The sequence below is a fragment of the Salinicola sp. LHM genome (assembly GCF_034479735.1).
In the GTDB taxonomy this organism is placed as follows: domain Bacteria; phylum Pseudomonadota; class Gammaproteobacteria; order Pseudomonadales; family Halomonadaceae; genus Salinicola; species Salinicola salarius.
In genome coordinates this window covers 1-24638 of the sequence record NZ_CP140261.1, presented here as the reverse complement: position 1 = coordinate 24638, position 24638 = coordinate 1, and the positions used below count along the sequence as shown (strand labels likewise).

Sequence of the window (24638 nt, the reverse complement as noted above, 5' to 3'; positions counted from 1 at the left end):
TTTCGTTTCACGTGAAACATTCGCCCGGCCAAGCGCCGGGCGTTCTTATTCTCTCCCCTTTTCCGCTTTCCTGTTCTTCCCATTCCTCACCGCATCGGCCCTGCAACTCAGGCTCGCTGCTCGATAATCGATGTTCCACGTGAAACATCACAAAGCTTCGATCGCCTCATGTCTATCAGAGGCTATGTCGTCGTTTCCGCTGGGTAATAGTTCTCGATGCCCGCGAACACACTGATCTCCGTTAATAACAGCGGCACGCCATTGGCGTATTGTCAGAATTCTACGAAGCTCAGACTCAAATTTCAGGAGGACGCCATGGCCGACCAGAATGATGCCATGATCAGCTCGCTGATCGATTACATGCAGAAGGAAGGGCTCGTGCTGACCACTGCCGAGTCCTGTACTGCCGGCCTGATCCTGTCGGAATTCGCCAGTGTTCCGGGGTCCGGCAGTCTGGTGGACTGCGGCCTTGTGGTCTATTCGCCGCAGGCCAAACAGCGTTATCTCAAGATCGATGACGAGATTTTCGAAAAGCACTCGATGACCAGCGAAACACTCTCTCGCGAGATGGCGATTGGCGCACTCGACTACACGCAGGCGAACGTGGCGATCGCCAATACCGGTATCGCAGGGCCAGAGCCGGCGGAGGACGGCACGCCCGTGGGTACGGTTTGCTTTGCCTGGGCCTTCCGCACGGGTGAAGGCGACAGCGTCTACTGCGAAACACGCCGCTTCGACGGTGGTCGCAACGACGTTAGACTCGCCGCCGCGCGCTATTCACTGGAGCGACTGACGCACTACCATGCTGAAAGCCAAGGTGCCGAAACGGCTATCGGTAGCCAGTGACATTGGCACCATGACGCCCTGCCTGCCAAGCTATTGCATGGCGCCACTCATCATCACTCCCAGGAGCAGACAATGACTGCAACGACCCAACAACAGATCATCGAATCGCTGGGCATCGAGCCGACATTCGATGCACGCCGAGAAGTCGAACGCCGTATCGATTTCATGGTGCGCTACCTGGAGAAAACCGGCACTCGAGCATTGGTGCTGGGTATCAGCGGTGGCGTCGATTCGACCACCGCTGGCCGGCTATGTCAGCTTGCCGCCGAGCGCCTTCGCGACCGTGGCGGGGAGGCAACCTTCTATGCGATGCGCCTGCCTTATGGCGATCAGCATGACGAGGACGACGCCCAGGCCGCGATCGACTACATTCGCGCCGATCAACAGCTCGATGTCGATATCAAGCCCTGTGCCGATGGCTTGCTTGCGAGCCTTGAAACGGGGAAGCTCGCTTTTCAGAATGAGTACCAACGCGACTTCGTGCATGGCAATATCAAGGCGCGAGCGCGGATGATGGCGCAATACGCCGTAGCAGGAACGCACAACGGCCTGGTCGTAGGAACAGATCATGGCGCCGAAGCCGTCATGGGCTTCTTCACCAAACATGGGGACGGCGCTTGTGACATCACCCCACTGGCAGGACTCACCAAGCGCCGGGTCAGAGCGCTTCTGAGCGAGCTTGATGGTCCTGAAGCATTGGTCAATAAGATCCCTACTGCCGATCTCGAGTCGCTCTCACCAGGACGCACCGACGAAGAAGCGTTAGGCGTGAGCTACGATACGATCGATGACTTTCTCGAGGGCAAGGAAGTCGACCGCGACGCAGCAGATCTGATTATCCGCACCTTCGACCGAACCGCACACAAGCGGGCGCTCCCCGTCGCGCCATAGATGCGTTCGGCTATTTCCCGGCAGCTCCATTCCAAGGAAGGCCGCCGGGATAGCGATATTGACTTTGGCTGCCAATCGACCTCTTGTTCTAGCTCTCTTTTGCGCTCCCTTCTAAGCCAGCCTTTGCGAGCCTGGGCCTCCGCTGCATGCACAGAATGTTTGTTTCACGTGAAACACGAGAGGCTTTTGCGTCTCGCAGCATGACATCCGATAATCGGCTTCTCTTTTCTCAGAGCACGATTGCACATGGTCAAGCTCGTCATACTCGATCGCGATGGCGTCATCAATCGAGACTCTGATGCCTACATCAAATCGCTGTCGGAATGGCACCCCTATCCCAGCGCCATTGAAGCGATCGCGCGGCTGCACCAGAACGGATGGACAGTCGCCATTGCCACGAACCAGTCCGGCATTGGAAGAGGCTACTATGACATCCGGACGCTCGAGCAAATTCACGATCGATTACGCTCGCTGGTCGAACAAGCCGGCGGGAAGATCGCAGCGATCGAGTACTGCCCCCACCTCCCATCCGACGACTGCGCTTGCCGCAAGCCGCGTACCGGCCTGCTGGAACGGATAAAGGGTCGATTGCATTTGCAGACGCTGGAGGGTTGCTGGATGGTCGGCGATAGCCTGCGTGACATTCAGGCAGGCATTACCAGCGGTTGCCAGACGGCACTGGTGCTTACCGGCAAAGGGCAACGCTCTCGGCACGAGCTGGACGACACGCTTGCCGACACCTGGATCTGTAACGATCTGGCAGATTTCACCAGCCGTCTGCTGAATCAGAGCTCGTAAGCCAACAACGCCGCTTCTCCACAACGGCGCCTCTCCAGCCTGGCGAATGTTTCATGTGAAACATCGGTTTTTCCCGAGTTCCCGCAACTGATCCCAACGTCATGCTCAGCCTCGACTATCCTTGGAGAGACACTTCAAGGATGGAAACAGGGCCATGACATTGGGGAAGAAGATTGCGCTAGCCGTAGTAGCGATCGTCTTGTTGTCACTCATAGCGCTAATCGTCGTCTTTGTGACATTCGACTGGAACCGGCTCAAGCCCACGATCAACGAGCGCGTCTCGGCAGCCATTCACAGGCCCTTCGCCATCGAAGGCGACCTCGATCTGTCCTGGGCGTCCCCGGAAGATGAATCCGGTTGGCGCAGCTGGATTCCATGGCCTCATATCCACGCCGAGGATATCCATGTCGGTAGTCCGGAAGCCGTCACCGACGAAGATCTGCTCAGCCTCGCCTCGTTGGATATCGAATTCTCCCTGCTCCCGCTCATGGACAAGACGGTCTCCATTCCCCATATCCAATTCTCGGGTGCCGAGGCTTCTCTGGTCCGTCTTGAAAACGGCAAGAACAACTGGACATTTGCGCTCGGAAACGGTGAGCAGGATACGGCAGCCGAACCCTCGAACAGCGACAGCGGCTGGACAGTCGATGTCGGAGATATCGCTTTCGATCCGGTGAACGTTCACTACGATGACGCCGTACTGACGGCAACCGCCGATGCCACGGTCCGACTCCTCGGCGAGCCCATCGCCTTCAATGACGTTGCGGAGAAAGGCAGTGCCGCTCGGCAAGCCGTCGGGGATCGAGATGTCGCCGATTACGTATTTGGCTGGAAGGCCGAAGGTGAATATCAGAATCAGGCTTTCGACGGAGAAGGCCGGCTCGGCGGACTGGATGCCTTGCGCCTTCGCGATGCACCCTACCCCCTTCAAGCTACAGTAGAAGCGGGAGCAACCCGGGTGTCCGTCAATGGCACCTTGATCGACCCGTTAGCGCCCAAGAAAATCGATATGGATCTGCAATTTGCCGGCCAGAACCTGGGCGATCTTTACGGGATCATTGGCGTGACTCTGCCCGACACACCGCCCTACTCTACCCAAGGCCATCTGACAGCCAATCTCGATACCCAAGAAGCGCTCTCCTTTCGTTATCGCAATTTCGACGGACAGATTGGAGACAGCGACATTCATGGCGACCTTACCTACCAGATGGGCGAACCACGGCCATCGCTGGAGGGCGAGGTCGTTTCGCAGCAATTGCGCTTTGCCGATCTCGCCCCGCTGATCGGTGCCGACTCGAATGCGGAAAAGGCAGACCGAGGAGAAGCCAGCCAGCAGCCGGAAGACAAGCTGCTTCCGGTCGAAGAGTTCGATACGGCGCAATGGAAGACGATGGATGCGAACGTGAAATTCACCGCGCAGCGCATCGAGCATGGCGACTCGCTGCCTCTGGAGGATCTCTATACACATATCACGTTGGAGAACGGGGAGATTCTGCTAGACCCGCTTCGGTTCGGCGTCGCGGGAGGCAATCTCAATACCACGGTACGACTCGACGGTAGCCAAGAGCCGATGCAGAGCCGCGTGGACATGCATATCCGCCATCTCTTGCTGAGCCGTCTGTTTCCCGACGTTGAGCTGATGCAGAACAGCCGCGGAGAACTCAACGGGGGCGCCACGCTGAGTGGCACCGGCAATTCCGTTGCCAGCATTCTGGGCACCAGCAATGGTGACCTGCAGATGCTGGTCAATGATGGCCTTATCAGTCAGAACCTGATGGAACTGGCAGGCCTCAATGTCGGCAACTACCTGGTCGGCAAACTGTTCGGAGATGAACAGGTCAATATCAACTGTGCGGCAACTAATCTGGAAGTCACCGATGGACTGGCCAAAACCCGCTTCTTTCTGATCGATACGGAAAATGCGCTGATCAAGATCGACGGCACCGTCAACTTCGCCACCGAAGCGCTGGATTTCACCATCGAACCGGAAAGCAAGGGAGCACGTGTCTTCACGCTACGCTCGCCACTTTATGTGAAAGGTACGCTCAAGAACCCGTCTCCGGGCGTCGACACCGGATCACTGCTGGCTCGAGGCGCTGTGGGCGCGTTCCTGGGAACCGTGGCGACTCCCGCCGCGGCACTGCTGGCGCTGGTCTCGCCAAGCGCGGACGAAACGACACCCTGTAATGATTTTCTGAGTCAGATTAAAACCGGCACCTCTTCTCAGTAAGCAGTAAATGAACGCTTTCTCGATAAGTGCTTGTTTCACGTGGAACACGTCTACGACTTTGTTTCACGTGAAACCAGGCATCCATTTCCTCAAAGCGCAGCGCGCCAATATCTGACCTGGCGATCAAGCCTGATCAACGAATAGCTTCCGAACGGGAAGCGAGGGATCATTGAGATTGAATAGAGCCCGGCGCGATAGAGTGATACTAGCGCCGGGCCTCGAAAGAAAGAGGCTTACCGGGAGGAGTCGTTCTTGTACTTCTCGCCCAGCGATTCCAGTGCACTGATGATCTTCTCGATCTCGGTATCGAAGCGCTGTTGCTGCTGTGCATAGAAATGCCGCGTATAGGATGCACCCTTGTGCTTATCCACCAGATTGGAAAACTGGGATTCCAATTGCTCTGTGTGGTAACGCAAACGCTCCGTGAGAAACGAGGCATGGCCCTGGTGACAAGCCACATCCATCAAGGCTCTCACCTGAACCGTGAGCAGATACAGCTGAAGCACGTTGCGATCCTGAACTTCCTTCTGCGTGGAGACGCTATCATCGAGCAGGTTGATCGAACTCATCTGGCAGCAGCCGCTGTCGTCGGCCAGCGGGCGATTCTGAGTCGATTGATCTCGAGTCTGCAACATGGTCAGACCCTCCTTAGGTCGTTGAACCACACGGTTCATAGTAACACCGCGACACTGCCTGACCGTTCATCATTGGTCGAAGGGCTACGCGTCATCAGGGTCGCCTAAAGCGTAATGGCGAGAGCGCATCAAGGGGCGCAAATTGGTAGAGAAATCCAGCAATCGGTCACCGATTCAACAGGAGCACCTCACCATGCGTTACGCCAACCCGAATACCTCGGACGCCATCACCCAGTTCGAGAAGCGCTATGACAACTATATCGGCGGTGAATGGATACCACCGGCCGAGGGACGATATTTCGAGAACATCACGCCAGTCACCGGCGAAGTCTTCTGTGAGGTCGCTCGTTCCAGCCAGAAGGATATCGACCTGGCGCTGGATGCCGCTCACAAGGCTGCCCCCGGCTGGGGCAAGACCTCCGTTCAGGAACGTTCAACGCTGCTACTCAAGATCGCGGATCGTCTGGAGCAGAATCTGGAAATGCTGGCCGTCGCGGAAACCTGGGACAACGGCAAGGCCGTACGCGAGACATTGGCCGCCGATATCCCGCTGGCCATCGACCACTTCCGCTACTTCGCCGGTTGCATTCGTGCCCAGGAAGGCACCACTGCCGAGATCGACGAGAACACCGCCTCCTATCACTTCCACGAGCCGCTCGGCGTCGTCGGCCAGATCATCCCCTGGAACTTTCCGATCCTGATGGCTACCTGGAAGCTCGCGCCGGCACTGGCCGCGGGTAACTGCGTCGTGCTCAAGCCGGCCGAGCAGACCCCGGTCTCGATCTTCAAGGTCATCGAGGTGATTCATGACCTGCTGCCCAAAGGTGTGATCAACATCGTCAACGGTTACGGCGAAGAGGCCGGGCAGGCACTCGCCACCAGCAAGCGCATCGCCAAGATTGCCTTTACCGGTTCCACGCCCATCGGCTCGCACATCATGAAATGCGCTGCGGAGAACATCATTCCCTCGACTGTGGAGCTGGGCGGCAAGTCGCCGAACATCTATTTCGAGGATGTCATGTCCGCAGAGCCTGCGTTCATCGACAAGTGTGCCGAAGGCCTGGTGATGGGCTTCCTCAATCAGGGCGAAGTCTGTACCTGCCCTTCTCGCGCCCTGGTCCAGGAAAGCATCTACGACGAGTTCATGTCGCGTGTCATCGAACGGATCAAGAAGATCAAGCGCGGCCATCCGCTGGATACCGAAACCCAGGTCGGTGCCCAGGCTTCGCAAGAGCAGTTCGACAAGATCATGTCCTATATGGACGTGGCACGAGGCGAAGGCGCCGAATTCCTGGCCGGCGGCGAGCGGGAGTCACTTGGCGATGAGCTATCCCGCGGCTACTACATTCAGCCGACCCTGCTGAAGGGCAACAACAAGATGCGGGTGTTCCAGGAGGAGATCTTCGGGCCGGTGGTGTCGGTCACGACGTTCAAGGATGAAGCGGAAGCACTGGCCATTGCCAACGATACGGAATTCGGCCTCGGCGCCGGCGTCTGGACCCGCGACATCAACCGCGCCTACCGCATGGGTCGTGGCATTCAGGCTGGCCGCGTATGGACCAATTGCTATCACCAGTATCCGGCCCATGCCGCCTTCGGGGGTTACAAGAAATCCGGCGTCGGTCGCGAAACCCACAAGATGGTGTTGGAGCACTATCAGCAGACCAAGAACCTGCTGATCAGCTACGACATCAATCCCATGGGATTCTTCTAACTATCTGACCAGGCGTTCCGATGGCATCGGAGCGCCTGAGGTCGACGGCTGCCCCGTCGATCATCGCGGCGGGCCTGTCCTGAGGAGATCGACAGCAGGCATGCCCGCCGCTTCTCTGTCAGCCACATGGTCAGTCACGTGTCGTCAGCGATGTGTTTCATGTGGGCTATTCCTTCGCGCCCTGAATCAGCTCGGCGAACTGGTTCAGGTCGACGTTCCCTCCGGATAGGATGATTCCTACCCGCTGCCCCTCGACGGCCACCCGGCCACTCAGGGCCGCTGCCGCCGCCAGGCAACCGGTCGGCTCGATGAACTGCTTCATCCGCCCGGCCATGAAGCCCATGGCATGAACGAGCTCGGCATCGCTCACGGTAACGATGTCGTCGACGCACTCTCGAAGTACCGGGAACGTCAGGCTGCCCAAGGCCTGGGTCTGGGCGCCGTCGGCGATGGTGCGCGGCGTGGCGATGGAAACGATCTCGCCGCTGGCCAGGCTTCTCTGCGCATCGTTGCCGGCTTCCGGCTCGACCCCGATCACACGGCAATGGGGATATCGCGCCCTGGCGACCGTGGCACAACCGGAGAGCAGCCCGCCGCCCCCCAGAGGCACCAGCAGCGTATCGAGCTCACCAACTTCATCGAACAGCTCCTTGGCGGCAGTGCCCTGCCCGGCCATCACGTGGGGATGGTTGAACGGCGGGATCAGTGTCAGGCTCTCGGCCTCGGCGAGCTCGCGACCCAGCGCTTCACGATCCTGGGTGTAGCGATCGTAGAGAACCACCTCGGCACCATACCCCTGCGTGGCAGCGATCTTGATCGCCGGGGCATCTTCCGGCATGACGATGACGGCGCGAATGCCATGCAGCCTGGCCGACAGCGCGATCGCCTGCGCATGATTGCCCGAGGAGAACGCGATGACGCCGGCAGCCTTCTGTGCGGCGTCGAACTGGTTGATGGCGTTGTAACCGCCCCGAAACTTGAACGCGCCGATACGCTGGAGATGTTCCGCCTTGAAGTGAAGCGACGCGCCGACAAGATCGTCTGCCGTCGTCGAGCGCAGCACCGGTGTTCGATGCGCGATTCCCTCCAGCCGCCGGTGCGCCGCCACCACGTCGTCGTAATCGATTGCCAGATTGCTCATGTCGTCATCGCTCTCCCAAGAATCATCGCCACTGACATTTTTCGAGGCGCTGCGTAAGATGCCGTTTCGAATGCCTGGATACGTATCGTCCATATTCAGATGTCCATATCCAGATAAAGCGCTTCGATCATGATGGCTGAACGGCGGCGAGGGAAGAGACAGATGGCATCATACGACTGGACATGGCAGACCGGCCCCGAGCTCGATCCCGGCGAACTCTATGCGCTGCTGTCGTTGCGGGTAGCTGTATTCGTGGTGGAACAGCAGTGTCCTTACCAGGAGCTGGATGGCCACGATCTGCACGCCTCGACGCATCATCTGAGGGTGCTGACGAAGCATCATCTCGCGGCGACGTTACGTCTCAAGGTGCCGGAGGAGAGAGATAAGCCCGTTTCCATCGGTCGCGTGGTCATCGATCCCGACCACCGCGGCAACGGTCTTGGCCATGATCTGCTGCAAGCCGCACTGATGCGAATCGAATCGCTCTGGCCGGGACGCCACGCCCGGCTGTCCGCCCAGGCACATCTACAAGCCTACTACGGTCGTCACGGTTTCGAGCCGGTCGGCGAGATCTATGTGGAGGACGGCATCCCGCATATCGACATGCAGCGGGATGCCGGCCAGCAGGAAAAGTAAGCGGTCACTGACATCCGCGTGCAGGCAGGCCTTCATGAAAAAACCGACACTGGTCGCCAGTGTCGGTTTCTTGTGATGACCACCACCGCCCGTCAACGGACGGCGGCTGTCGATCAGGCGCCGAATTCGCTCAGCATGGCCTCGATCAGATCGAGCCCTTCCCCGAGCACCTCGTCACTGATGGTGACCGGCATCAGGAAGCGGATCGTGTTGGCATACAGACCGCAGGAGAGCAGGATCAGGCCACGCTCGCGCGCCTCGCGACACAGCTTGCCGGCCAGCTCTGCGTTCGGCGCACCGCTCTCGCCACTGACCAGATCGAATGCCGCCATGGCGCCCAGGTTGCGCGCGTTGGCGACGCTTGAGTACTCCTGCTGCCACTTGTCGAAACGTGCCCTGAGCTTCTCGCCCAGCGCCTGGCTCTTCTCCAGAATGCGCTCTTCCTCGAACACTTCCAGCACCGCCAGCACCGCAGCGCAGGAAACCGGGCTGCCGGTATAGGTGCCGCCCAGCGAGTTGCCGCCGGACGCATCCATCACCTTGTCCGTCCCCACGACCGCGGAGATCGGCATGCCGTCCGCCATGCTCTTGGCCATGGTCATGATGTCCGGCTCGACGCCGCTGTACTCGATGGCAAACAGCTTGCCGGTCCGCCCGAAGCCGGACTGCACCTCGTCGACGATCATCAGGATGCCGTGCTCGTCGCAGATCTCGCGGATCGCTTTCAGGAAGCTCGCGGGAGCCGCATGGAAGCCGCCCTCGCCCAGCACCGGCTCGATCACGATCGCCGCGGTGTCGTTGACGTTGGCGTCGGTCTTCAGCGTCATCTTCAGATGGCGCAGCGCCTCTTCCTCACTGACGCCGATGGACGGTACCGGATAGGGCGCGCGATAGACCTGGCCGGGCATCGGACCGAAGTCGTTACGATACGGCGCCACCTTGCCATTCATCGCCATGGTCATGAACGTCCGGCCATGGTAGCCGCCGGTGAAGCAGATCACGCTGGAACGGCCGGTAGCGGCGCGTGCCACCTTGACCGCGTTCTCCAGTGCCTCGGCGCCGGAGTTGGCCAGCATCACCTTGGCGTGGCCGCGTACCGGCGTCAATTCGCTGAGCTTCTGCGCCACCCGCACGTACCCCTCGTACGGCATGACGGTCTGGCAGGTATGCATCACCTTGTCGAGCTGCGCCTTGACCGCCTCGACCACCTTCGGATGACGATGGCCGATGTTGAGCACGCCGATACCACCGGCAAAATCGATGAAACGCTTGCCATCCTCGTCCCACAGCTCGGCGTTCTCCGCACGAGCGGCGAACTGGCCGGCGGGGCTTGCCGCCCCGTTGGCGACATAGCGCTGCTTGAGCTCGTTGAGTTCCGCATTGCTCATGGATTTACTCGTCATGGAACACTCCTCCTGACGCGGCACCTCGTGCCGCTAACGTGGATTGCGCGTCGTCGTCGGCTTCGGCAGGCGGCGCGCCATGAAAATCGGGATGCCGACCTACGACTGGTTGTCGTAGGCCGCCTTGATCAAACGATCGCCCATCTCTCGACCGTAGTGCCGTCGAGCCCATCCGTACAGGGCCAATCCGGCGATCATCCAGGCGCCGAAGATGGACCACTCGACAGGCGTCAGCGCCGACGGGCTGCCCGGCAGGTAGAGACAGGTCATGCCCAGCGACAGCAGCACCGCCAGCACGCCGACCAGCTTGCCGGCACCGACATGGTAAGGACGCGGCATGTCAGGTTCGCGATAGCGCAGAATCACAAACGACAGCGCCACGAACAGATAGGCAAGCACGATGCCCAGCCCGCCGGCATCGACCAGCCATACCAGCGCCGGGCGGCCGAAGAAGGGGGCAGCGGTGGAGAGCACGCCGATCAGGATGATCGCGTTGGTCGGTGTCTTGTAGCGGGGATGCAGCTTGCCGAGGAAGGCGGGAAGCATGCCGGAATGGGCCAGTGCGTAGATCGCCCGCGACCCACCGATGTAGAACGCGTTCCAGCTGGTAATGATCCCGGCAATGCCCGCCAGTACCATCAGATTGCCGGCCCAGGAAGCATCGAATACTGCCGTCATCGCGTCCGGTACGCTGAGCGAACTGCCCTGCAGCGCCTCGTTGTCGAGCATCAGGCTGGTACCGAGAATGATCAGGGTATACCAGCACACCGCCATGATGACCGAAAGCACCAGCACCTTGCCGATGTCCCGGAACGGCAGGTTGATCTCTTCCGCCGCCTGGGGAATGACGTCGAAGCCGACGAACAGAAACGGCACCAGCACCAGTACCGCCACGATGCCGCCGAAGGCGTCATGCTCACCGCTGGCGAACAGCGGCTGCATGTTGCCACCATCACCGGTGAACAGCGACCCGGTCACGAACATCACCCCCGCCACCAGAATCAGCCCGGTGACGACTTTCTGCAGCAGCGCGGCGGTGGAGATCCCCAGATAGTTGACCGCCATCATCACGATCGAGCCGATCACACCGACCGCGACCCAGGTTGCCTTGACCTCCCAGCCGGCGATGGTCCACAGATCACCGACGGCGTAACCGGGAAACAGATGCTCGAACACCGTGGGTAGCGCCACCGCCTCGAACGACGCCACGCTGACGTAGCCCAGCACGATGCTCCAGGTACAGACGAACGAGGCGAAATGGCCGAGCGCACGATAACTGTAGACGTGTTCGCCACCGACTTGCGGCATGGCAGACGCCAGTTCGGCATAGGTCAGTCCCACCAGCAGCACGGCAATACCGCCGATCACGAAGGCGAGCATGGCGCCCACGCTGCCGCCGTCGAGAATGGCGCTACCGGTAAGGACGATCCAGCCCCAGCCGATCATGGCGCCAAAGGCCAGCGCCAGAACGTCCGCACGAGCCAGGACCCGCACGAACTCCGGAGGTTGAGAAGCGTTCGACATGACGGAATTCTCTTCAGGTTGTTATTGATAAGCCGATCGTTTCTGGAGCAACCCAGTGCTCGGCCCTGACGCCACGCTACCACCCCGGCGCCTCGCCGGGACTAGACCACTTTTCCACGACTGTAGACCACCTACCGCTCCCCCACGCATAATCCGAACCTTTCCGCGTCCGCGAGGGAGAGATCATGGACGACCGCCGCCGGGCGCTGGATCGCATCGCGCAGGTTTATCAGGCCCAGCCGCGTCATCTGACCAAGCATTGCCGCCTAGAACAGACCTTGCTGAGGCTGATCGATAGCGGGTGGCAGGATGGTCAGCGATTGCCTGGCCATCGGGCGCTATGCGCCGAACTCGGCGTGGCTCGCAACACGCTTGCCGGTGTCATCGAGAACCTGACCCGCCAAGGTCAGCTGGTTACCGACCACGGCCGCGGCACCTGGGTAAGTCAACGCTTGCATTCGCGGGAGCGAGAGATGGCCGATATCGGTCCGATCTCTCGCCGTGCCAACGACATTCTCGGCGATGTCGGTGCCAGCCCGCTGCAAAGCGGCGCCTTCGTGCCTGGCGTCCCCGATATCGCGCACTTCCCGATCGCCCGCTGGCGCCAGCTCTACTCGCGTATCACCGTGCCCCACAATACGCTGCTGCTCTCCTACGCCTCGGGTGGCTATGGTCCCCTGAAACGCGCCATCGCCGGCTACCTGGCGCGATGGCGAGGTATCGACTGCGCGCTGGATCAGATCGTGATCACCGAAGGCGCCCACCATGGCCTGCAGCTCTGCGCGCTGACACTGGCCGATAACGGAGATCGCGTAGTCATGGATTCGCCGTTCTACTGGGGCGCTCGCAACGTCTTCCAGGCCGGCGGCCTCGCCATCGAACACGCCATCTGGGAACCGCAGCAAGGCTACGTAAGGACCCTGCCACGGACTCGTCCCAGGTTGCTCTACTTCACCGGATCTCACCATTATCCGTTGGGCGTGAGGTCAGTAAACGCTCACAAACATGATCTCATCCGACGCCTCGGACCGGACTGGATACTGGAGGACGACTATGAATTCGGTGACGGCCATCACCGGGAGCTGGCGTTCGACCCCGACGCCGGCAACCAGATCCTGATCGGATCGTTTTCCAAGCTGATGTTTCCGGGTCTGCGGCTGGGCTACCTGGTGGTACCGAGAGGCCTGAGCGACGCGATCAACCGGGTACGTACCGGCGTCTTTCGCGAAGGTCGGCTGCTGGATCAGGCAGTGCTCGCCACGTTCATCGATGATGGCGATCTGGATGGCTGGTGCCGCCGCATGGCGAGCGAATATCTTCGGCGTCAACAGCGGCTACATGATCTGCTCGTCGGCACGCCCGGAGTCATTGGCGTTTCACCACCGGCCGGCAACATCAGCTTGAGCCTGGCGCTCTCGCCGACGCTGGACGACGAGCGCTTGTCGAAGTCGCTGCTGACTCGACAGCATCTGATCACCCGTCCGCTGAGCCGGGTCTGTGCTACCGGCGATCACCGACGCGGCCTGATACTGGGCGTCGGCATGGTCGAAGGCGAATCACTGGAACGCCAGGGCCGGCGCCTGGCCGAGGGCATTCGCGAATTCGTCGGGCAACAGCGCTGACTGAACTCGCGATGCCGCTCCTTCCTTCCGCCTTCTTTTCCGTGTCAGGCCGTCTCCTCTAGCGCCGAATCGATCATTTGTTCATCGCGGATTCGTCTTTCGGACTCGGGATCGAACATCACCATTCGTGAGACGTCGAAAGCGAATCGAGTCCGTTCTCCCGGCCGCAACGGCGTGCCGGGACGCATGCGCGCGTTGACGCTGGCGTCACCGAGCGTGGTGACCACGTACAGGTCCGCCCCGGTCGGCTCGATCAGATCGACCGGCAGTTCCGCTTCGTGAATGTTGCCATTGCGCTGGTTGGCGCTGGCCGGATCGGTGATCGCCTCCGGCCGCAATCCCAGGATGACATCGCGCCCGCACCAGTCACGCAGCGCTTCACGATCGCGCACGATGGGCAGTGCCAGTGTCGTATCGCCCGTTGCCACCTGTGCCACCAGCACACCATCGTGCTCGACGATTCGCGCCTTAACCAGATTCATCGAGGGTGAACCCATGAAGCCGGCAACGAACAGGTTGTTGGGATCGTCGTAGACTTCGTGGGGCGTCCCCAGTTGCTGCAACTCACCGGCGCGCATGACCGCGATGCGAGTCGCCAGCGTCATCGCCTCGACCTGATCGTGCGTCACGTACACGATGGTGGTCTTCAGTCGCTGATGCAGTTGCTTGATCTCGCTACGCATGTCGACCCGCAACTTGGCGTCCAGGTTCGAGAGCGGCTCGTCGAACAGGAAAAGTTGCGGGTCGCGCACCAGCGCCCGTCCCATTGCCACACGCTGACGTTGCCCGCCGGAAAGCTGACCCGGCTTGCGATCGAGCAGGTTTTCGATCTGCAACAGCTTGGCGACTCGATCGACCGCCTCGCGCCGCTCCTTGCGAGGCACCTTGCGCATTTCCAGCCCGAAGCCGATGTTGCCCGCCACCGTCATGCTCGGATAGAGGGCGTAGGACTGGAAGACCATCGCGATATCGCGCCGGGAAGGATGTACGTCATTGATACACCGGCCATCGAGCAATAGCTCGCCCTCGCTGATCGAATCCAGCCCGGCGATCATGTTCAAAAGCGTCGACTTGCCACAGCCGGACGGCCCCACCAGTACCAGAAAGTCGCCCTGCTCGATCGCGATGTCGACCCCTTTCAGGACGTGAGTCTCGCCGAAGCGCTTGTGTACGTTGTTGATATGCAGAAAGCTCATGTGATCCTCAGCCCTTGACCGATCCCGACATCAGCCCGCGCAGGAAATACTTGCCCGCGAGGATGTAGACGATGAGTGTCGGCACGGCCGCCACCATCGCCGCTGCCATGTTGACGTTGTAGGCCTTCACCCCGGTGGAGCTATTGACCAGATTGTTGAGCGCCACCGTGATCGGTGCGCTATCGCCGGAAGCGAACGAGACGCCGAACAGAAAGTCGTTCCAGACGTTGGTGAATTGCCAGATGATCGTGACCACGATGATCGGCACCGACGCTGGCAGCAGTATCCGGAAGAAGATGGTGAAGAAGCCGGCGCCATCGAGCTGCGCCGCCCGCACCAGTTCGTCCGGGAAGCTGGCGTAGAAGTTGCGGAAGAACAGCGTGGTGAATCCGATACCGTAGACGATATGAACCAGCACCAGGCCACCCGTGCTGTTGGCCAGGTGCAGAATCCCCAGTACGCGGGCCATTGGCAACAGGATGATCTGGAACGGAATGAAGCAGCTGAACAGTATCAGGCCGAACACGATCTTGTGGCCGCGAAACTTCCATTTGGTCAGCACATACCCGTTGAAGGCGCCGAGCAGGCCGGAGATCAGTACTGCGGGTATCACGATCTTGATGCTGTTGAAGAAGTAACCGTGGACGCCGTTGCATTCGAGCCCGATACAGGCACTTCCCCACGCTTCCCGCCAGGGTGCCAACGTCCATTCGCCGGGCAGCGCCAGCATGTTGCCCTGATGGATTTCCTCGAGCGTCTTGAACGACGTGGTCAGCATCACGTAGAGCGGCATCAGATAGATGACCGCGAAGACCAGCAGAATGGCGTACAGTACGACACGCGTGGCAGCGCCTCGGCGTGCGGCAGGAGATGCGGCACTCATGATCGGGGCTCCCGAAGCTCGGAGTAGAGATAGGGGATGATCAGCGCTGCGATCACCGCCAGCATGAACACCGCGCTGGCCGCGGCGATGCCCATTTCGTTGCGCGAAAAGGCGTAGGAGTACATGAAGGTCGCCGGCACCGCGGTGGCATTGCCCGGCCCGCCGCCGGTCATCGCCACGATCAGATCGAAGCTCTTGATCGCCAGGTGCGCCAGCACCACGACGGCGCTCAGGAAGACCGGCCGCAACTGCGGGATGATGATGCGCGCGTAGATTTTCCAGGCCGGAGCACCATCGATCTGGGCCGCCTTGATCATCTCGCCATCGATACCGCGCAACCCCGCCAGAAACATCGCCATGACGAAACCGGTCGCCTGCCAGACTGCCGCGATCACGACCGTATAGATCGCCATGTTGGAATCGATCAGCCAGTTGAAGCTGAAACTCTGCCAGCCCAGGTCGTGCATGGTCTTCTCCAATCCCAGGCCGGGATTGAGAAACCACTGCCAGGCGGTACCGGTGACGATGAAGGAGAGCGCCATCGGGTAGAGATAGATGGTGCGCAGCACGCCCTCGGCCCGGATGCGCTGGTCGAGCAGGATCGCCAGTATCAGACCCAGCACGATGCAGCTGACGATATAGAGAAGCCCGAAGACCCAGATATTGTGAAGGGCGATGCCCCAGGTCCAGGAGGTCCACAACCGCGACCACTGATGCAACCCGACCCAGGTATAGTCCGGCATCATGCCGGAGTCGCTGAACGAGATGTAGCTCGTCCAGGCGATGAAGCCGTAGACGAAGAACAGGACTAGGACGCAGGATGGCGACAGCACCAGCTTCGGCAGCCAGCGCTGAAGGCGCTCCCGCGCTCCACCGTCCCGATCCGGGGAAGCATTGGACATCGGATCACTCTCGATTCGTGAATGAGAAGCCCCGCCGAGAGGCGGGGCAGATCATCAGGACGTGGCGCTCTGTATCGCCGCGGCCAGCTGCTCGGCGGCGACATCGCTGGGCATGTCGCTGTTGACGAAGGAGGAAATGATGTCGAAGACGGCATTCTTGACGGACGCCGGCGCGGCGTAGCCATGCGCCATGCTGCCCATCAGCGTGTGGTTCTTCGCGGCAGCCTGAACCTGCTCGTAACCGCTCTGGGCACAGGCATCCAGCTTGTCGGCGGAAAGATCCATGCGCGCCGGCACCGAGCCCTTGATCTGGCTGAAGGCGATCTGGAACTCGGGTGAGCCGATGATCTTGGCCATGGTCTGCTGCATCTTCTGCTGTTCGGCGTCATCGGTATCGAACATGATCATCAGATCGCTGTTGAAGGTCACGGCATCCTGCGTGCCTGGCGTCCGGAAGCACATGAAGTCCTTGCCCGGCTCGAGGTTGGCATTGAGGAACTCGCCCTTCGCCCAGTCACCCATGAGCTGATAGAGCGCCTTGCCGTTGATGACCATCGCCGTAGCCAGGTTCCAGTCACGGCCGGGAGAGTTGTCGTCCTTGTACTTCAGCAACTCGCGCAGATGATCGAAGGCCTGGGTCATGGTGGCGGAATCGAGCGCCTGCGGGTCGAGATCGATCAATGCCTTGCGATAGAAATCGGCACCGCCAGTCGCGAGGACCACGTTCTCGAACACCGTAGAGTCCTGCCATGGCTGGCCGCCGTAGGCCAGACCGATATAACCCGCGTCCTTGGCCTTCTTCATCGAGGCGATGAAATCGTCCCAGGTCTTGGGCTGCTCGATGCCCAATTCGTCCATCAGCGACTTGTTGGCCCAGACCCAGTTGGTCGAATGGATCTCGAACGGCGCCCCGATCCAATGGCCGTCGTACTTGGCGAATTCCTGCAGCGGTTGCGGAAAGACTTCGTTCCAGTTTCCTGCCTTGGCAACCTCGTCGAGCGAACTTAGCGCATCGCGCTGGGCCCAGTCCTGCGCGTCGTAGCCGAGTACCTGCGCTGCCGTCGGCGGGTTGCCCGAGGTGATACGCGAGCGCAGCACAGCCATGGCGTTGGTACCGGCACCGCCAGCTACCGGCATGTTCTTCCAGCCGATGCCCTGATCCGACAGGCCATCCTTCAACGCACCCAGCGCCTTGGCTTCACTACCCGAGGTCCACCAGTTGAGAACCTCGACCTGATTATCCGTTGAAGTATCAGCCGCCATCGTATTCGTGGATAGCGCCAAAGCGAATGGAAGTAGCGCAAATCCCAGACGATTGACGAGGGTCCTATTGTGATTGCTGTGCATCCCTTAATTCCTCTTTTTGTAGGGCAACATCTAGTTCTTTTACGAAACGACCCACCTCATTTGGCGCACCAAGTGGGATAATTAAGACTATTACCTAACTGCGTTTACCTAACAATACAACCATGGACGCACACTCGATCGCTGTGAGCCCCGTTCGATAACGCCGCCACGCATGGCAATGCGGTTTATGGGTGACTATTGCCTGGTTCTACTCCTAAGTCGTATCGACTAATGCGCTATATCACGAGGCCCGAACTCCTCGATCTTTCTCTCGCCTTGCAACAGCGCACAAAAAAGCGGCCCATCCCGAAGGATGAGCCGCTCTTTGTTGGTCAGGCTCGATTGGCCAAAGGGACATTACACGTCCAGATTGGCCACCAGCGCGAAACGCTCGATGAAGTCGCGTCGCGGCTCGACTTCGTCTCCCATCAGCGTGTTGAACATCTGATCGGCGGCGACGGCATCCTCGATGGAGACACGCAGCATGCGTCGAGAGCCCGGGTCCATAGTGGTTTCCCACAGCTGGTCCGGGTTCATCTCGCCCAGCCCCTTGTAGCGCTGAATGCTGAGACCGCGCTGCGCTTCCAGCATCAGCCACTCGAGTGCATCGTAGAAATTCGCAATGGGCTTCTGACGTTCGCCACGGGCGATATAGGCGCCCTCTTCGATCAAGCCATCGAGCGTCTCGCCCAGATTGGCCAGCGCGCGATAATCCGCGCTGCGAAAGAAGTCGATCCCCCAGACATAATCCGTGGTCACGCCATGGGCGGTGAGCGCCACGCTCGGCATCCACAGGCCGCGTTCGGTATCTTCCTGGAGCTGGAAGGTATAGCGCGGGCCGCCTTCGTGGGCGATCAGCGAATCCATCTCCACCTGCAGCGCATCGATCCAGGTCTGCATGGTGCTTCGGTCGTCGAGGTTGCTTTCGTCGAGCTTGGGGGCGTGGACCATCTTGCGCAGCACGGCGTTGGGATAGACCCGCGACAGACGGTCGATACGCTTCATCACGTCGCGATACTGATTGACCAACGCTTCCAGATGCTCGCCGGCGATACCCGGCGCATCGGCATTGACGTAGAGGCGGCCGCCATCCAGTGCCGTGGTGGTGAGATAGTCGGTCATCGCCTGCTCGTCTTTCAGGTACATCTCCTGCTTGCCGCGCTTGATCTTGTAGAGCGGCGGCTGGGCGATGAACACGTGGCCGCGCTCGATCAGTTCCGGCATCTGACGGAAGAAGAACGTCAACAGCAGCGTGCGGATGTGGGAACCGTCCACGTCGGCATCGGTCATGATGATGATCGAATGGTAACGCAGCTTGTCCGGGTTGAACTCCTCGCGACCGATCCCGCAGCCCAGCGCGGTGATCAGCGTACCGACCTCGGCGGACGAGAGCATCTTGTCGAAGCGCGCCTTCTCGACGTTGAGGATCTTGCCCTTGAGCGGCAGGATCGCCTGGGTACGACGATCACGGCCCTGCTTGGCACTGCCGCCGGCCGAATCACCCTCGACCAGGTAGAGCTCGGAGAGGCTCGGATCCTTCTCCTGGCAGTCGGCCAGCTTGCCCGGCAGCCCGGCGATGTCGAGCGCACCCTTGCGTCGTGTCATGTCACGGGCCTTGCGCGCGGCTTCACGGGCGCGCGCAGCGTCAATCATCTTGTTGACGATCGCCTTGGCTTCGTTGGGATGCTCGATCAGGTAGTCCGAGAACTGCCGGCTCAACTCCTGATCCACCGCCGTCTTCACCTCGGAAGAGACCAGCTTGTCCTTGGTCTGCGAAGAGAACTTGGGATCCGGTACCTTGACCGAAATGATGGCCGTGAGACCTTCGCGGGCGTCGTCACCGGCCGTCGCGACCTTGGCCTTCTTCTGGATATCTTCCGCTTCGATGTAGCTGTTGAGCGTTCGCGTCAGCGCCGCGCGGAAACCCGCCATGTGGGTACCGCCATCGCGCTGCGGAATGTTGTTGGTGTAGCAGAAGACGTTCTCGGCGAAAGTGTCGTTCCACTGCATCGCCACTTCGACGACGATGCCATCCTCGCGCTGCGCCTCGAAGTGAAACACTGGATTGAGTGCGGTGCGGTTGACGTTGAGGTGATCGACGAACGCCTTGAGACCGCCCTCGTAATGAAACAGCTCTTCCCGCCCATCGCGCTCGTCGACCAGACGAATGGCCACGCCGGAGTTCAGAAACGAAAGCTCCCGCAGGCGCTTGGCGAGAATGTCGTAATGAAACTCGATGTTGGCGAAGGTGTCGCTCGACGGCTTGAAGCTGATCTGCGTACCGGATTTCTCAGTCTCGCCGACCACGCTCAACGGCGCCTGGGGCACGCCGTGATGGTAGATCTGCTCGTGCACCTGGTTGTTGCGCCAGATCGTCAGCTTGAGCTGCTCGGAAAGCGCGTTGACCACCGAGACACCGACGCCATGCAAACCGCCGGAGACCTTGTAGGAGTTGTCGTCGAACTTACCGCCAGCGTGCAGCACAGTCATGATGACTTCCGCCGCGGAGACGCCTTCGGCGTGGATGTCGGTGGGAATGCCGCGACCGTCATCAGAAACGGTCACCGACTCGTCCGGATGGATGACGATCCGGATCTCGCTGCAATGACCGGCCAGCGCTTCGTCGATGGAGTTGTCGACGATCTCGAACACCATGTGGTGCAGCCCGGTACCGTCATCGGTATCGCCGATGTACATGCCGGGACGCTTGCGCACCGCGTCCAATCCCTTGAGGACCTTGATGCTCGATGAATCGTAGGCCTGTTCGCTCATTGCTCACTCCATGGTGAAATCATTCCGAATGCAGCCGTCCGTCGGCAAGTGTCGATGCCATCACATCCGTGCTTGGCTGCCAGACGCCGGCCAGCGCCTCCTGATCGACGCTGGTGATGAAGACCTGACAATTGAGCTGCTCGAGCCACTGACAGAAGATCCGCCGGTGATTGCCGTCGAGCTCTGCCGGCAGGTCATCGATCAAATAAAGGCAGGTGCGCCCCGTCAACTGTTCGAGCAGGTGCCCCTGGGCCAGTTTCAGTGCGCTGACCACCAGCTTCTGCTGACCCCGCGACAACACTTCCACCGCAGGGTGGCGGCCGACGCGGATGCGCAGATCGGCACGCTGTGGTCCCTGCTGGGTGAAGCCCATCTGGCGATCGGTGTCACGCCCGGCCTCGAAAACCTCCAGCAGCGCCCGTTGACGATCCCATCCTCGCGAATAACGCAGGGTCAGATCTGGCAGCGGCAACAATGCCGCCAAGGTCTCTTCGAACACCGGCACGAAACGCGTCATGTAGCGTTCCCGCAAACCATCCAGCTGTTCGCTCCAGTGTGCGAGTTCACGCTCCCAGATGCGTATCGACTGAAGGTCGATTCTATCATGTCTGAGCAGCGCATTCCGATGTTTCAAGGCCCTTCGGACCCGCTTCCAGCCGTCCAGAAAGTCACGTTCGGCATGGAAAACGCCCCAGTCGAGAAACTCGCGGCGGGCGGCCGGCGAACCCTCGAGGAGACGGAAGGCATCGGGATTGATCAATTGCAGCGGCAGCGCTTCGGCCAGTTGGGTGATCCGCGCGGCACGCTCCCCTCTGATCCGGATATCGAGCTCGGCGCTATCGCGGCGGCGGCGTACCCCGACCGGCAGTGGCGGGTCGCCGGCCACCCGCCCGAACAGCGTCATCTCGTCGCTGTCATGATCGATCAGCGACTTGAGCTTCTGGGTACGAAAGGAGCGCGCCATGCCGAGGACGTGAATACCCTCCAGCAGCGACGTCTTGCCGCTGCCGTTGGCACCGCTGATGAGGTTGATATGCGGCCCGGGGGCCATCTCGAAGGCGCGCAGGTTGCGCAAGCCGTGAAAACTCAACCGATCAAGCGGCATGGATACTCGGATTGCAGGGCGAAAGGGAGTTGGATCGAAGCCGACATGGAGGGTATTCGTCTTCCGACGTCAAAGAAACTGGCGAGCGATGGCCAAGCTCGCCATCACTCGCGGGTAATCGGCGAGCGTGATGAAACACGCGGCGCACGACGCTCAAAAAGCGAGACATAACAACGGGGTTAGGCGAGCTTTGAGAGCGGCGTGCAACAAAGTGGTTCGCACGCGCAGGCATTACCCTTAATCAGAGGCGCATCGGCATGACAACGTAACGGGCATCCCCACCACCCGGCTCTTCCATCAAGGCCGAGCTGTTGGCGTCGGAGAGCGTCATCTGCATGCGATCGGCATCCAGCACGTTGAGCACGTCGATCAGATAGCCGACGTTGAAGCCGATCTCCAGCGCGTCGCCGCTGTATTCGATGCTGACGTTCTCTTCGGCCTCTTCCTGCTCGGGGTTGTTGGCCATCACCTTGAGGTTGTTCTCCTCGAGATGGAGGCGCACACCGCGATATTTCTCGTTGGAGAGGATCGCGGTACGGGCGAGGTTCTGGCGCAGCTCGCTGCGTTCGGCGATGAAGACCTTGTCGCCGCCCTTGGGAATGACCCGGTCGTAGTCTGGGAACTTGCCGTCGACCAGCTTGGAAGTGAACGTGAACTCGCCAGTGTTGGCGCGAATGTGGTTGGAGCCCAGCATCAGCTCGACCGGCTCGTCGCTGCCGTCGAGCAGGCGGGTCAGTTCCAGCACGCCCTTGCGCGGCACGATCAGCTTGCGCGAGGTTTCCATCTCGATATCGGCGCTGCGTTCGCAGACTGCCAGACGGTGCCCGTCGGTGGCCACCGTGCGCACCAGGTGGTTCGCCAGCTCCAGCAGCATGCCGTTGAGGTAATAGCGCACGTCCTGCTGCGCCATCGCGAACGAGGTCGCGTCGATCAAGTATTTCAGCGTCCCGCGCGGCAGCGACAGCGTGGTGTCGTTCTGGCCATCCTCGATGTTGGGGAACTCGGCCACCGGCAGCGTGGAGAGCGTGAAGCGCGAGCGTCCGGCACGCAGCACCACGCGCCCGTCTTCCAGCGAAAAGCTGATGGCGGACTGATCCGGCAGCGACTTGCAGATATCCATCAACTTGCGCGCCGGCACCGTCACCGAGCCGGGCTCGTCGACCAACTCCGGCGTCGCACGGCCGATCAGTTCCACCTCGAGATCGGTACCGGTCAGCGCCAGCTGATCGTTCTGCACTTCGATCAGTACGTTGGAGAGCACCGGCAACGTCTGGCGGCGCTCGACCACCCCGGCCACCAGCGTCAGCGGGCGCAGCAGGGCTTCGCGAGAGATGGAAAATTTCATTGGGGCTCCGTTGTTGGTTCAATAAGCCTGAAGTCGAATCCAGTAACCGGTGGATCGATCCTGATCATGAGAATAGACGGCGAGAGCCGTCGGGCCGCGCCGATCCATTCTTGCCTCGGCGGGCGCTACCCGCAATCCCTGTGGTGGTGGAAGTTGGCGGGATGCCGACTCAACTCGTCAACAGCCGCAGCAGATTCTTGTAATCCTCGCGGATGTCCGCGCTCTCTTCCTTCAGGGCCACGACCTTGCGGCAGGCGTGCAATACGGTGGTGTGATCGCGTCCACCAAAGGCGTCGCCGATCTCCGGCAGGCTATGATTGGTCAGTTCCTTGGCCAGCGCCATGGCGACCTGACGCGGACGCGCCACCGAGCGTGACCGGCGCTTGGACAGCAGATCGGCGAGCTTGATCTTGTAGTATTCCGCCACCGTGCGCTGGATATTCTCGATGCCGACCTGCTTGTCCTGCAGCGCCAGCAGATCCTTGAGCGACTCGCGGATGAAATCCTGGGTGATCGGTTTGCCCATGAAGTGGGAGTCGGCGATCACCTTCTTGAGCGCCCCTTCCAGCTCGCGCACGTTGGACCGGATCTTCTGAGCGATGAAGAAAGCCGCGTCATGGGGCAGATCGACCTCGGCCTGATCCGCCTTCTTCATCAGGATCGCCACGCGCGTCTCGAGCTCCGGCGGCTCGATCGCCACCGTCAGACCCCAGCCGAAGCGGGATTTCAGCCGCTCCTCGACCCCGCTGATCTCCTTGGGATAGCGATCCGAGGTCAGGATCATCTGCTGGCCGCCTTCCAGCAGGGCATTGAACGTATGGAAGAACTCTTCCTGGGAACGCTCCTTGCCGGCGAAGAACTGGATATCGTCGATCAGCAGGGCATCAACGCTCCGGTAGAAGCGCTTGAAATCATTGATGGCATTGAGCTGCAGCGCCTTGACCATGTCGGCGACGAAGCGCTCGGAGTGCAGATAGACGATCTTGGCGTTGTCGCGCAGCCCTGCCAGATGATTGCCCACCGCATGCATCAGGTGGGTCTTGCCCAGACCCACGCCACCGTAGAGAAACAACGGATTATAGGCACCGCCAGGGTTTTCGGACACCTGGCGCGAGGCGGCGCGGGCCAACTGGTTCGACTTGCCTTCGACGAAGGTTTCGAACGTAAAATTGGGATTGAGCCCGCTGCCATGCTTGAGGCTGCCCTCGACCTGGACCTGACGCTGCCCTCCGCGCCGGCCGTTCTCTTCCCGTTCCCGCGAGCGGTCGACCTGTCTTTCCTCGGCCGCCTCGTCAGACCGCGTCGCCGTCTGCACACTGGGCGAGGATGGCCGTTGCGGCGGCCGACTGGGCGCGGAAACGGGGGCACCCAGATCTCGCGGAGAGACCGCGGCTGCCCGGCGACTTCCCACCGTCAAGCGCACCTTGGGCGGTTTGTTGCTGGACGCGACCTCACGCAACAGTTCGTTGATTCGCTTCAGGTACTTGTCGCTGACCCAGTCACGGACAAAACGGTTGGGCGCCAATAGACAGAGTTCGTCCACTTCGCCGTCCTCTGCCTGCAGGGGACGAATCCAGGTATTGAATTGCTGAGAGCTCAACTCATCCTGCAGCGAGTTCAGACATTGTTGCCAGAGAGCGACCGACAC

19 protein-coding genes are annotated in these 24638 nt (G+C 60.5%); 7 read left to right on the top strand and 12 right to left on the bottom strand.

The features are described from left to right. Nucleotides 1–315 precede the first annotated feature (315 nt). The 4 genes from R5R73_RS00095 to R5R73_RS00080 all read left to right on the top strand — a co-directional run bounded on the left by R5R73_RS00095 (nucleotide 316) and on the right by R5R73_RS00080 (nucleotide 4765). Nucleotides 316–846, top strand: a complete 531-nt coding sequence (locus R5R73_RS00095; RefSeq protein WP_071232436.1) for a CinA family protein — start codon at nucleotides 316–318, stop codon at nucleotides 844–846. Between the two features lie 72 nt (nucleotides 847–918). After that, nucleotides 919–1737 carry an ammonia-dependent NAD(+) synthetase gene (gene nadE / locus R5R73_RS00090; protein ID WP_071232437.1) on the top strand — a complete coding sequence of 273 codons (819 nt, stop codon included), beginning with the start codon at nucleotides 919–921 and terminating at the stop codon, nucleotides 1735–1737. A 246-nt stretch (nucleotides 1738–1983) separates the two neighbouring features. After that, nucleotides 1984–2535 (top strand): D-glycero-beta-D-manno-heptose 1,7-bisphosphate 7-phosphatase, encoded by a 552-nt coding sequence (gene gmhB / locus R5R73_RS00085; protein WP_071232438.1) that lies wholly within the window; start codon nucleotides 1984–1986, stop codon nucleotides 2533–2535. A 154-nt stretch (nucleotides 2536–2689) separates the two neighbouring features. Further along, complete coding sequence (locus R5R73_RS00080) at nucleotides 2690–4765, top strand: AsmA family protein (RefSeq protein ID WP_071232439.1); 2076 nt, start codon at nucleotides 2690–2692, stop codon at nucleotides 4763–4765. 233 nt (nucleotides 4766–4998) lie between these two features. Here R5R73_RS00080 and R5R73_RS00075 read toward each other — a convergent pair whose 3' ends face one another. Then, nucleotides 4999–5400, bottom strand: a complete 402-nt coding sequence (locus R5R73_RS00075; RefSeq protein WP_071232440.1) for a hypothetical protein — start codon at nucleotides 5398–5400, stop codon at nucleotides 4999–5001. Between the two features lie 193 nt (nucleotides 5401–5593). On the opposite strand from R5R73_RS00075, the gene R5R73_RS00070 reads away from it, so the two are divergent. Next, nucleotides 5594–7114, top strand: coding sequence for an aldehyde dehydrogenase family protein (locus R5R73_RS00070; RefSeq protein ID WP_322528419.1), 1521 nt, complete (start codon nucleotides 5594–5596; stop codon nucleotides 7112–7114). Between the two features lie 166 nt (nucleotides 7115–7280). Here R5R73_RS00070 and R5R73_RS00065 read toward each other — a convergent pair whose 3' ends face one another. Further along, nucleotides 7281–8255: a threo-3-hydroxy-L-aspartate ammonia-lyase gene (locus tag R5R73_RS00065; protein WP_322528418.1), complete on the bottom strand. Its 975-nt coding sequence runs from the start codon at nucleotides 8253–8255 to the stop codon at nucleotides 7281–7283. Between the two features lie 162 nt (nucleotides 8256–8417). On the opposite strand from R5R73_RS00065, the gene R5R73_RS00060 reads away from it, so the two are divergent. Continuing rightward, complete coding sequence (locus tag R5R73_RS00060; RefSeq protein ID WP_110634886.1) at nucleotides 8418–8891, top strand: GNAT family N-acetyltransferase; 474 nt, start codon at nucleotides 8418–8420, stop codon at nucleotides 8889–8891. Nucleotides 8892–9004: 113 nt separating this feature from the next. Here the strand turns inward: R5R73_RS00060 and gabT are convergent, their stop codons facing one another. Together gabT and R5R73_RS00050 are read right to left on the bottom strand one after the other, a co-directional pair. Further along, entirely contained in the window at nucleotides 9005–10279 is a 1275-nt protein-coding gene (gabT, locus tag R5R73_RS00055) for a 4-aminobutyrate--2-oxoglutarate transaminase (protein WP_322529627.1), read from the bottom strand. A gap of 114 nt (nucleotides 10280–10393) precedes the next feature. After that, nucleotides 10394–11818, bottom strand: a complete 1425-nt coding sequence (locus tag R5R73_RS00050; protein ID WP_322528417.1) for an APC family permease — start codon at nucleotides 11816–11818, stop codon at nucleotides 10394–10396. Between the two features lie 185 nt (nucleotides 11819–12003). On the opposite strand from R5R73_RS00050, the gene R5R73_RS00045 reads away from it, so the two are divergent. Next, the gene (locus R5R73_RS00045; RefSeq protein WP_322528416.1) at nucleotides 12004–13440 is read left to right on the top strand and encodes a PLP-dependent aminotransferase family protein; all 1437 of its coding nucleotides are present in this window, start codon (nucleotides 12004–12006) and stop codon (nucleotides 13438–13440) included. Nucleotides 13441–13484: 44 nt separating this feature from the next. On the opposite strand, the gene R5R73_RS00040 is transcribed toward R5R73_RS00045, so the two are convergent. From R5R73_RS00040 to dnaA, 8 genes are all read right to left on the bottom strand, one after another. Further along, a complete protein-coding gene (locus R5R73_RS00040) occupies nucleotides 13485–14636 on the bottom strand; it encodes a sn-glycerol-3-phosphate ABC transporter ATP-binding protein UgpC (RefSeq protein ID WP_322528415.1) in 1152 nt (383 codons plus the stop codon). Between the two features lie 7 nt (nucleotides 14637–14643). Further along, entirely contained in the window at nucleotides 14644–15519 is an 876-nt protein-coding gene (locus R5R73_RS00035; RefSeq protein ID WP_071232446.1) for a carbohydrate ABC transporter permease, read from the bottom strand. Next, the gene (locus R5R73_RS00030; protein ID WP_071232447.1) at nucleotides 15516–16421 is read right to left on the bottom strand and encodes a carbohydrate ABC transporter permease; all 906 of its coding nucleotides are present in this window, start codon (nucleotides 16419–16421) and stop codon (nucleotides 15516–15518) included. Before R5R73_RS00030 ends, R5R73_RS00035 begins: the two co-directional genes overlap by 4 nt. 54 nt (nucleotides 16422–16475) lie before the next feature. Beyond that, nucleotides 16476–17684, bottom strand: a complete 1209-nt coding sequence (locus R5R73_RS00025; protein ID WP_322528414.1) for an ABC transporter substrate-binding protein — start codon at nucleotides 17682–17684, stop codon at nucleotides 16476–16478. 441 nt (nucleotides 17685–18125) lie between these two features. Next, nucleotides 18126–20540 (bottom strand): DNA topoisomerase (ATP-hydrolyzing) subunit B, encoded by a 2415-nt coding sequence (gyrB, locus tag R5R73_RS00020; protein ID WP_322528413.1) that lies wholly within the window; start codon nucleotides 20538–20540, stop codon nucleotides 18126–18128. A gap of 19 nt (nucleotides 20541–20559) precedes the next feature. Next, nucleotides 20560–21645 (bottom strand): DNA replication/repair protein RecF, encoded by a 1086-nt coding sequence (recF, locus tag R5R73_RS00015; RefSeq protein WP_322528412.1) that lies wholly within the window; start codon nucleotides 21643–21645, stop codon nucleotides 20560–20562. A gap of 241 nt (nucleotides 21646–21886) precedes the next feature. Beyond that, a complete protein-coding gene (gene dnaN / locus R5R73_RS00010; protein ID WP_071232450.1) occupies nucleotides 21887–22990 on the bottom strand; it encodes a DNA polymerase III subunit beta in 1104 nt (367 codons plus the stop codon). 169 nt (nucleotides 22991–23159) lie between these two features. Beyond that, complete coding sequence (dnaA, locus tag R5R73_RS00005; RefSeq protein ID WP_071232451.1) at nucleotides 23160–24638, bottom strand: chromosomal replication initiator protein DnaA; 1479 nt, start codon at nucleotides 24636–24638, stop codon at nucleotides 23160–23162.

What these genes read in the sequence shown, in the direction of transcription:
- R5R73_RS00060 (WP_110634886.1), top strand. Translation starts at nt 8,418, where the DNA reads ATGGCATCATACGACTGGACATGGCAGACCGGCCCCGAGCTCGATCCC.
- gmhB (WP_071232438.1), top strand. Translation starts at nt 1,984, where the DNA reads ATGGTCAAGCTCGTCATACTCGATCGCGATGGCGTCATCAATCGAGAC.
- nadE (WP_071232437.1), top strand. Translation starts at nt 919, where the DNA reads ATGACTGCAACGACCCAACAACAGATCATCGAATCGCTGGGCATCGAG.
- R5R73_RS00025 (WP_322528414.1), bottom strand. Translation starts at nt 17,684, where the DNA reads ATGGCGGCTGATACTTCAACGGATAATCAGGTCGAGGTTCTCAACTGG.
- R5R73_RS00065 (WP_322528418.1), bottom strand. Translation starts at nt 8,255, where the DNA reads ATGAGCAATCTGGCAATCGATTACGACGACGTGGTGGCGGCGCACCGG.
- gyrB (WP_322528413.1), bottom strand. Translation starts at nt 20,540, where the DNA reads ATGAGCGAACAGGCCTACGATTCATCGAGCATCAAGGTCCTCAAGGGA.
- recF (WP_322528412.1), bottom strand. Translation starts at nt 21,645, where the DNA reads ATGCCGCTTGATCGGTTGAGTTTTCACGGCTTGCGCAACCTGCGCGCC.
- dnaN (WP_071232450.1), bottom strand. Translation starts at nt 22,990, where the DNA reads ATGAAATTTTCCATCTCTCGCGAAGCCCTGCTGCGCCCGCTGACGCTG.
- R5R73_RS00070 (WP_322528419.1), top strand. Translation starts at nt 5,594, where the DNA reads ATGCGTTACGCCAACCCGAATACCTCGGACGCCATCACCCAGTTCGAG.
- R5R73_RS00075 (WP_071232440.1), bottom strand. Translation starts at nt 5,400, where the DNA reads ATGTTGCAGACTCGAGATCAATCGACTCAGAATCGCCCGCTGGCCGAC.
- R5R73_RS00095 (WP_071232436.1), top strand. Translation starts at nt 316, where the DNA reads ATGGCCGACCAGAATGATGCCATGATCAGCTCGCTGATCGATTACATG.
- gabT (WP_322529627.1), bottom strand. Translation starts at nt 10,279, where the DNA reads ATGAGCAATGCGGAACTCAACGAGCTCAAGCAGCGCTATGTCGCCAAC.
- R5R73_RS00035 (WP_071232446.1), bottom strand. Translation starts at nt 15,519, where the DNA reads ATGAGTGCCGCATCTCCTGCCGCACGCCGAGGCGCTGCCACGCGTGTC.
- R5R73_RS00050 (WP_322528417.1), bottom strand. Translation starts at nt 11,818, where the DNA reads ATGTCGAACGCTTCTCAACCTCCGGAGTTCGTGCGGGTCCTGGCTCGT.
- R5R73_RS00040 (WP_322528415.1), bottom strand. Translation starts at nt 14,636, where the DNA reads ATGAGCTTTCTGCATATCAACAACGTACACAAGCGCTTCGGCGAGACT.
- R5R73_RS00080 (WP_071232439.1), top strand. Translation starts at nt 2,690, where the DNA reads ATGACATTGGGGAAGAAGATTGCGCTAGCCGTAGTAGCGATCGTCTTG.
- R5R73_RS00045 (WP_322528416.1), top strand. Translation starts at nt 12,004, where the DNA reads ATGGACGACCGCCGCCGGGCGCTGGATCGCATCGCGCAGGTTTATCAG.
- R5R73_RS00030 (WP_071232447.1), bottom strand. Translation starts at nt 16,421, where the DNA reads ATGTCCAATGCTTCCCCGGATCGGGACGGTGGAGCGCGGGAGCGCCTT.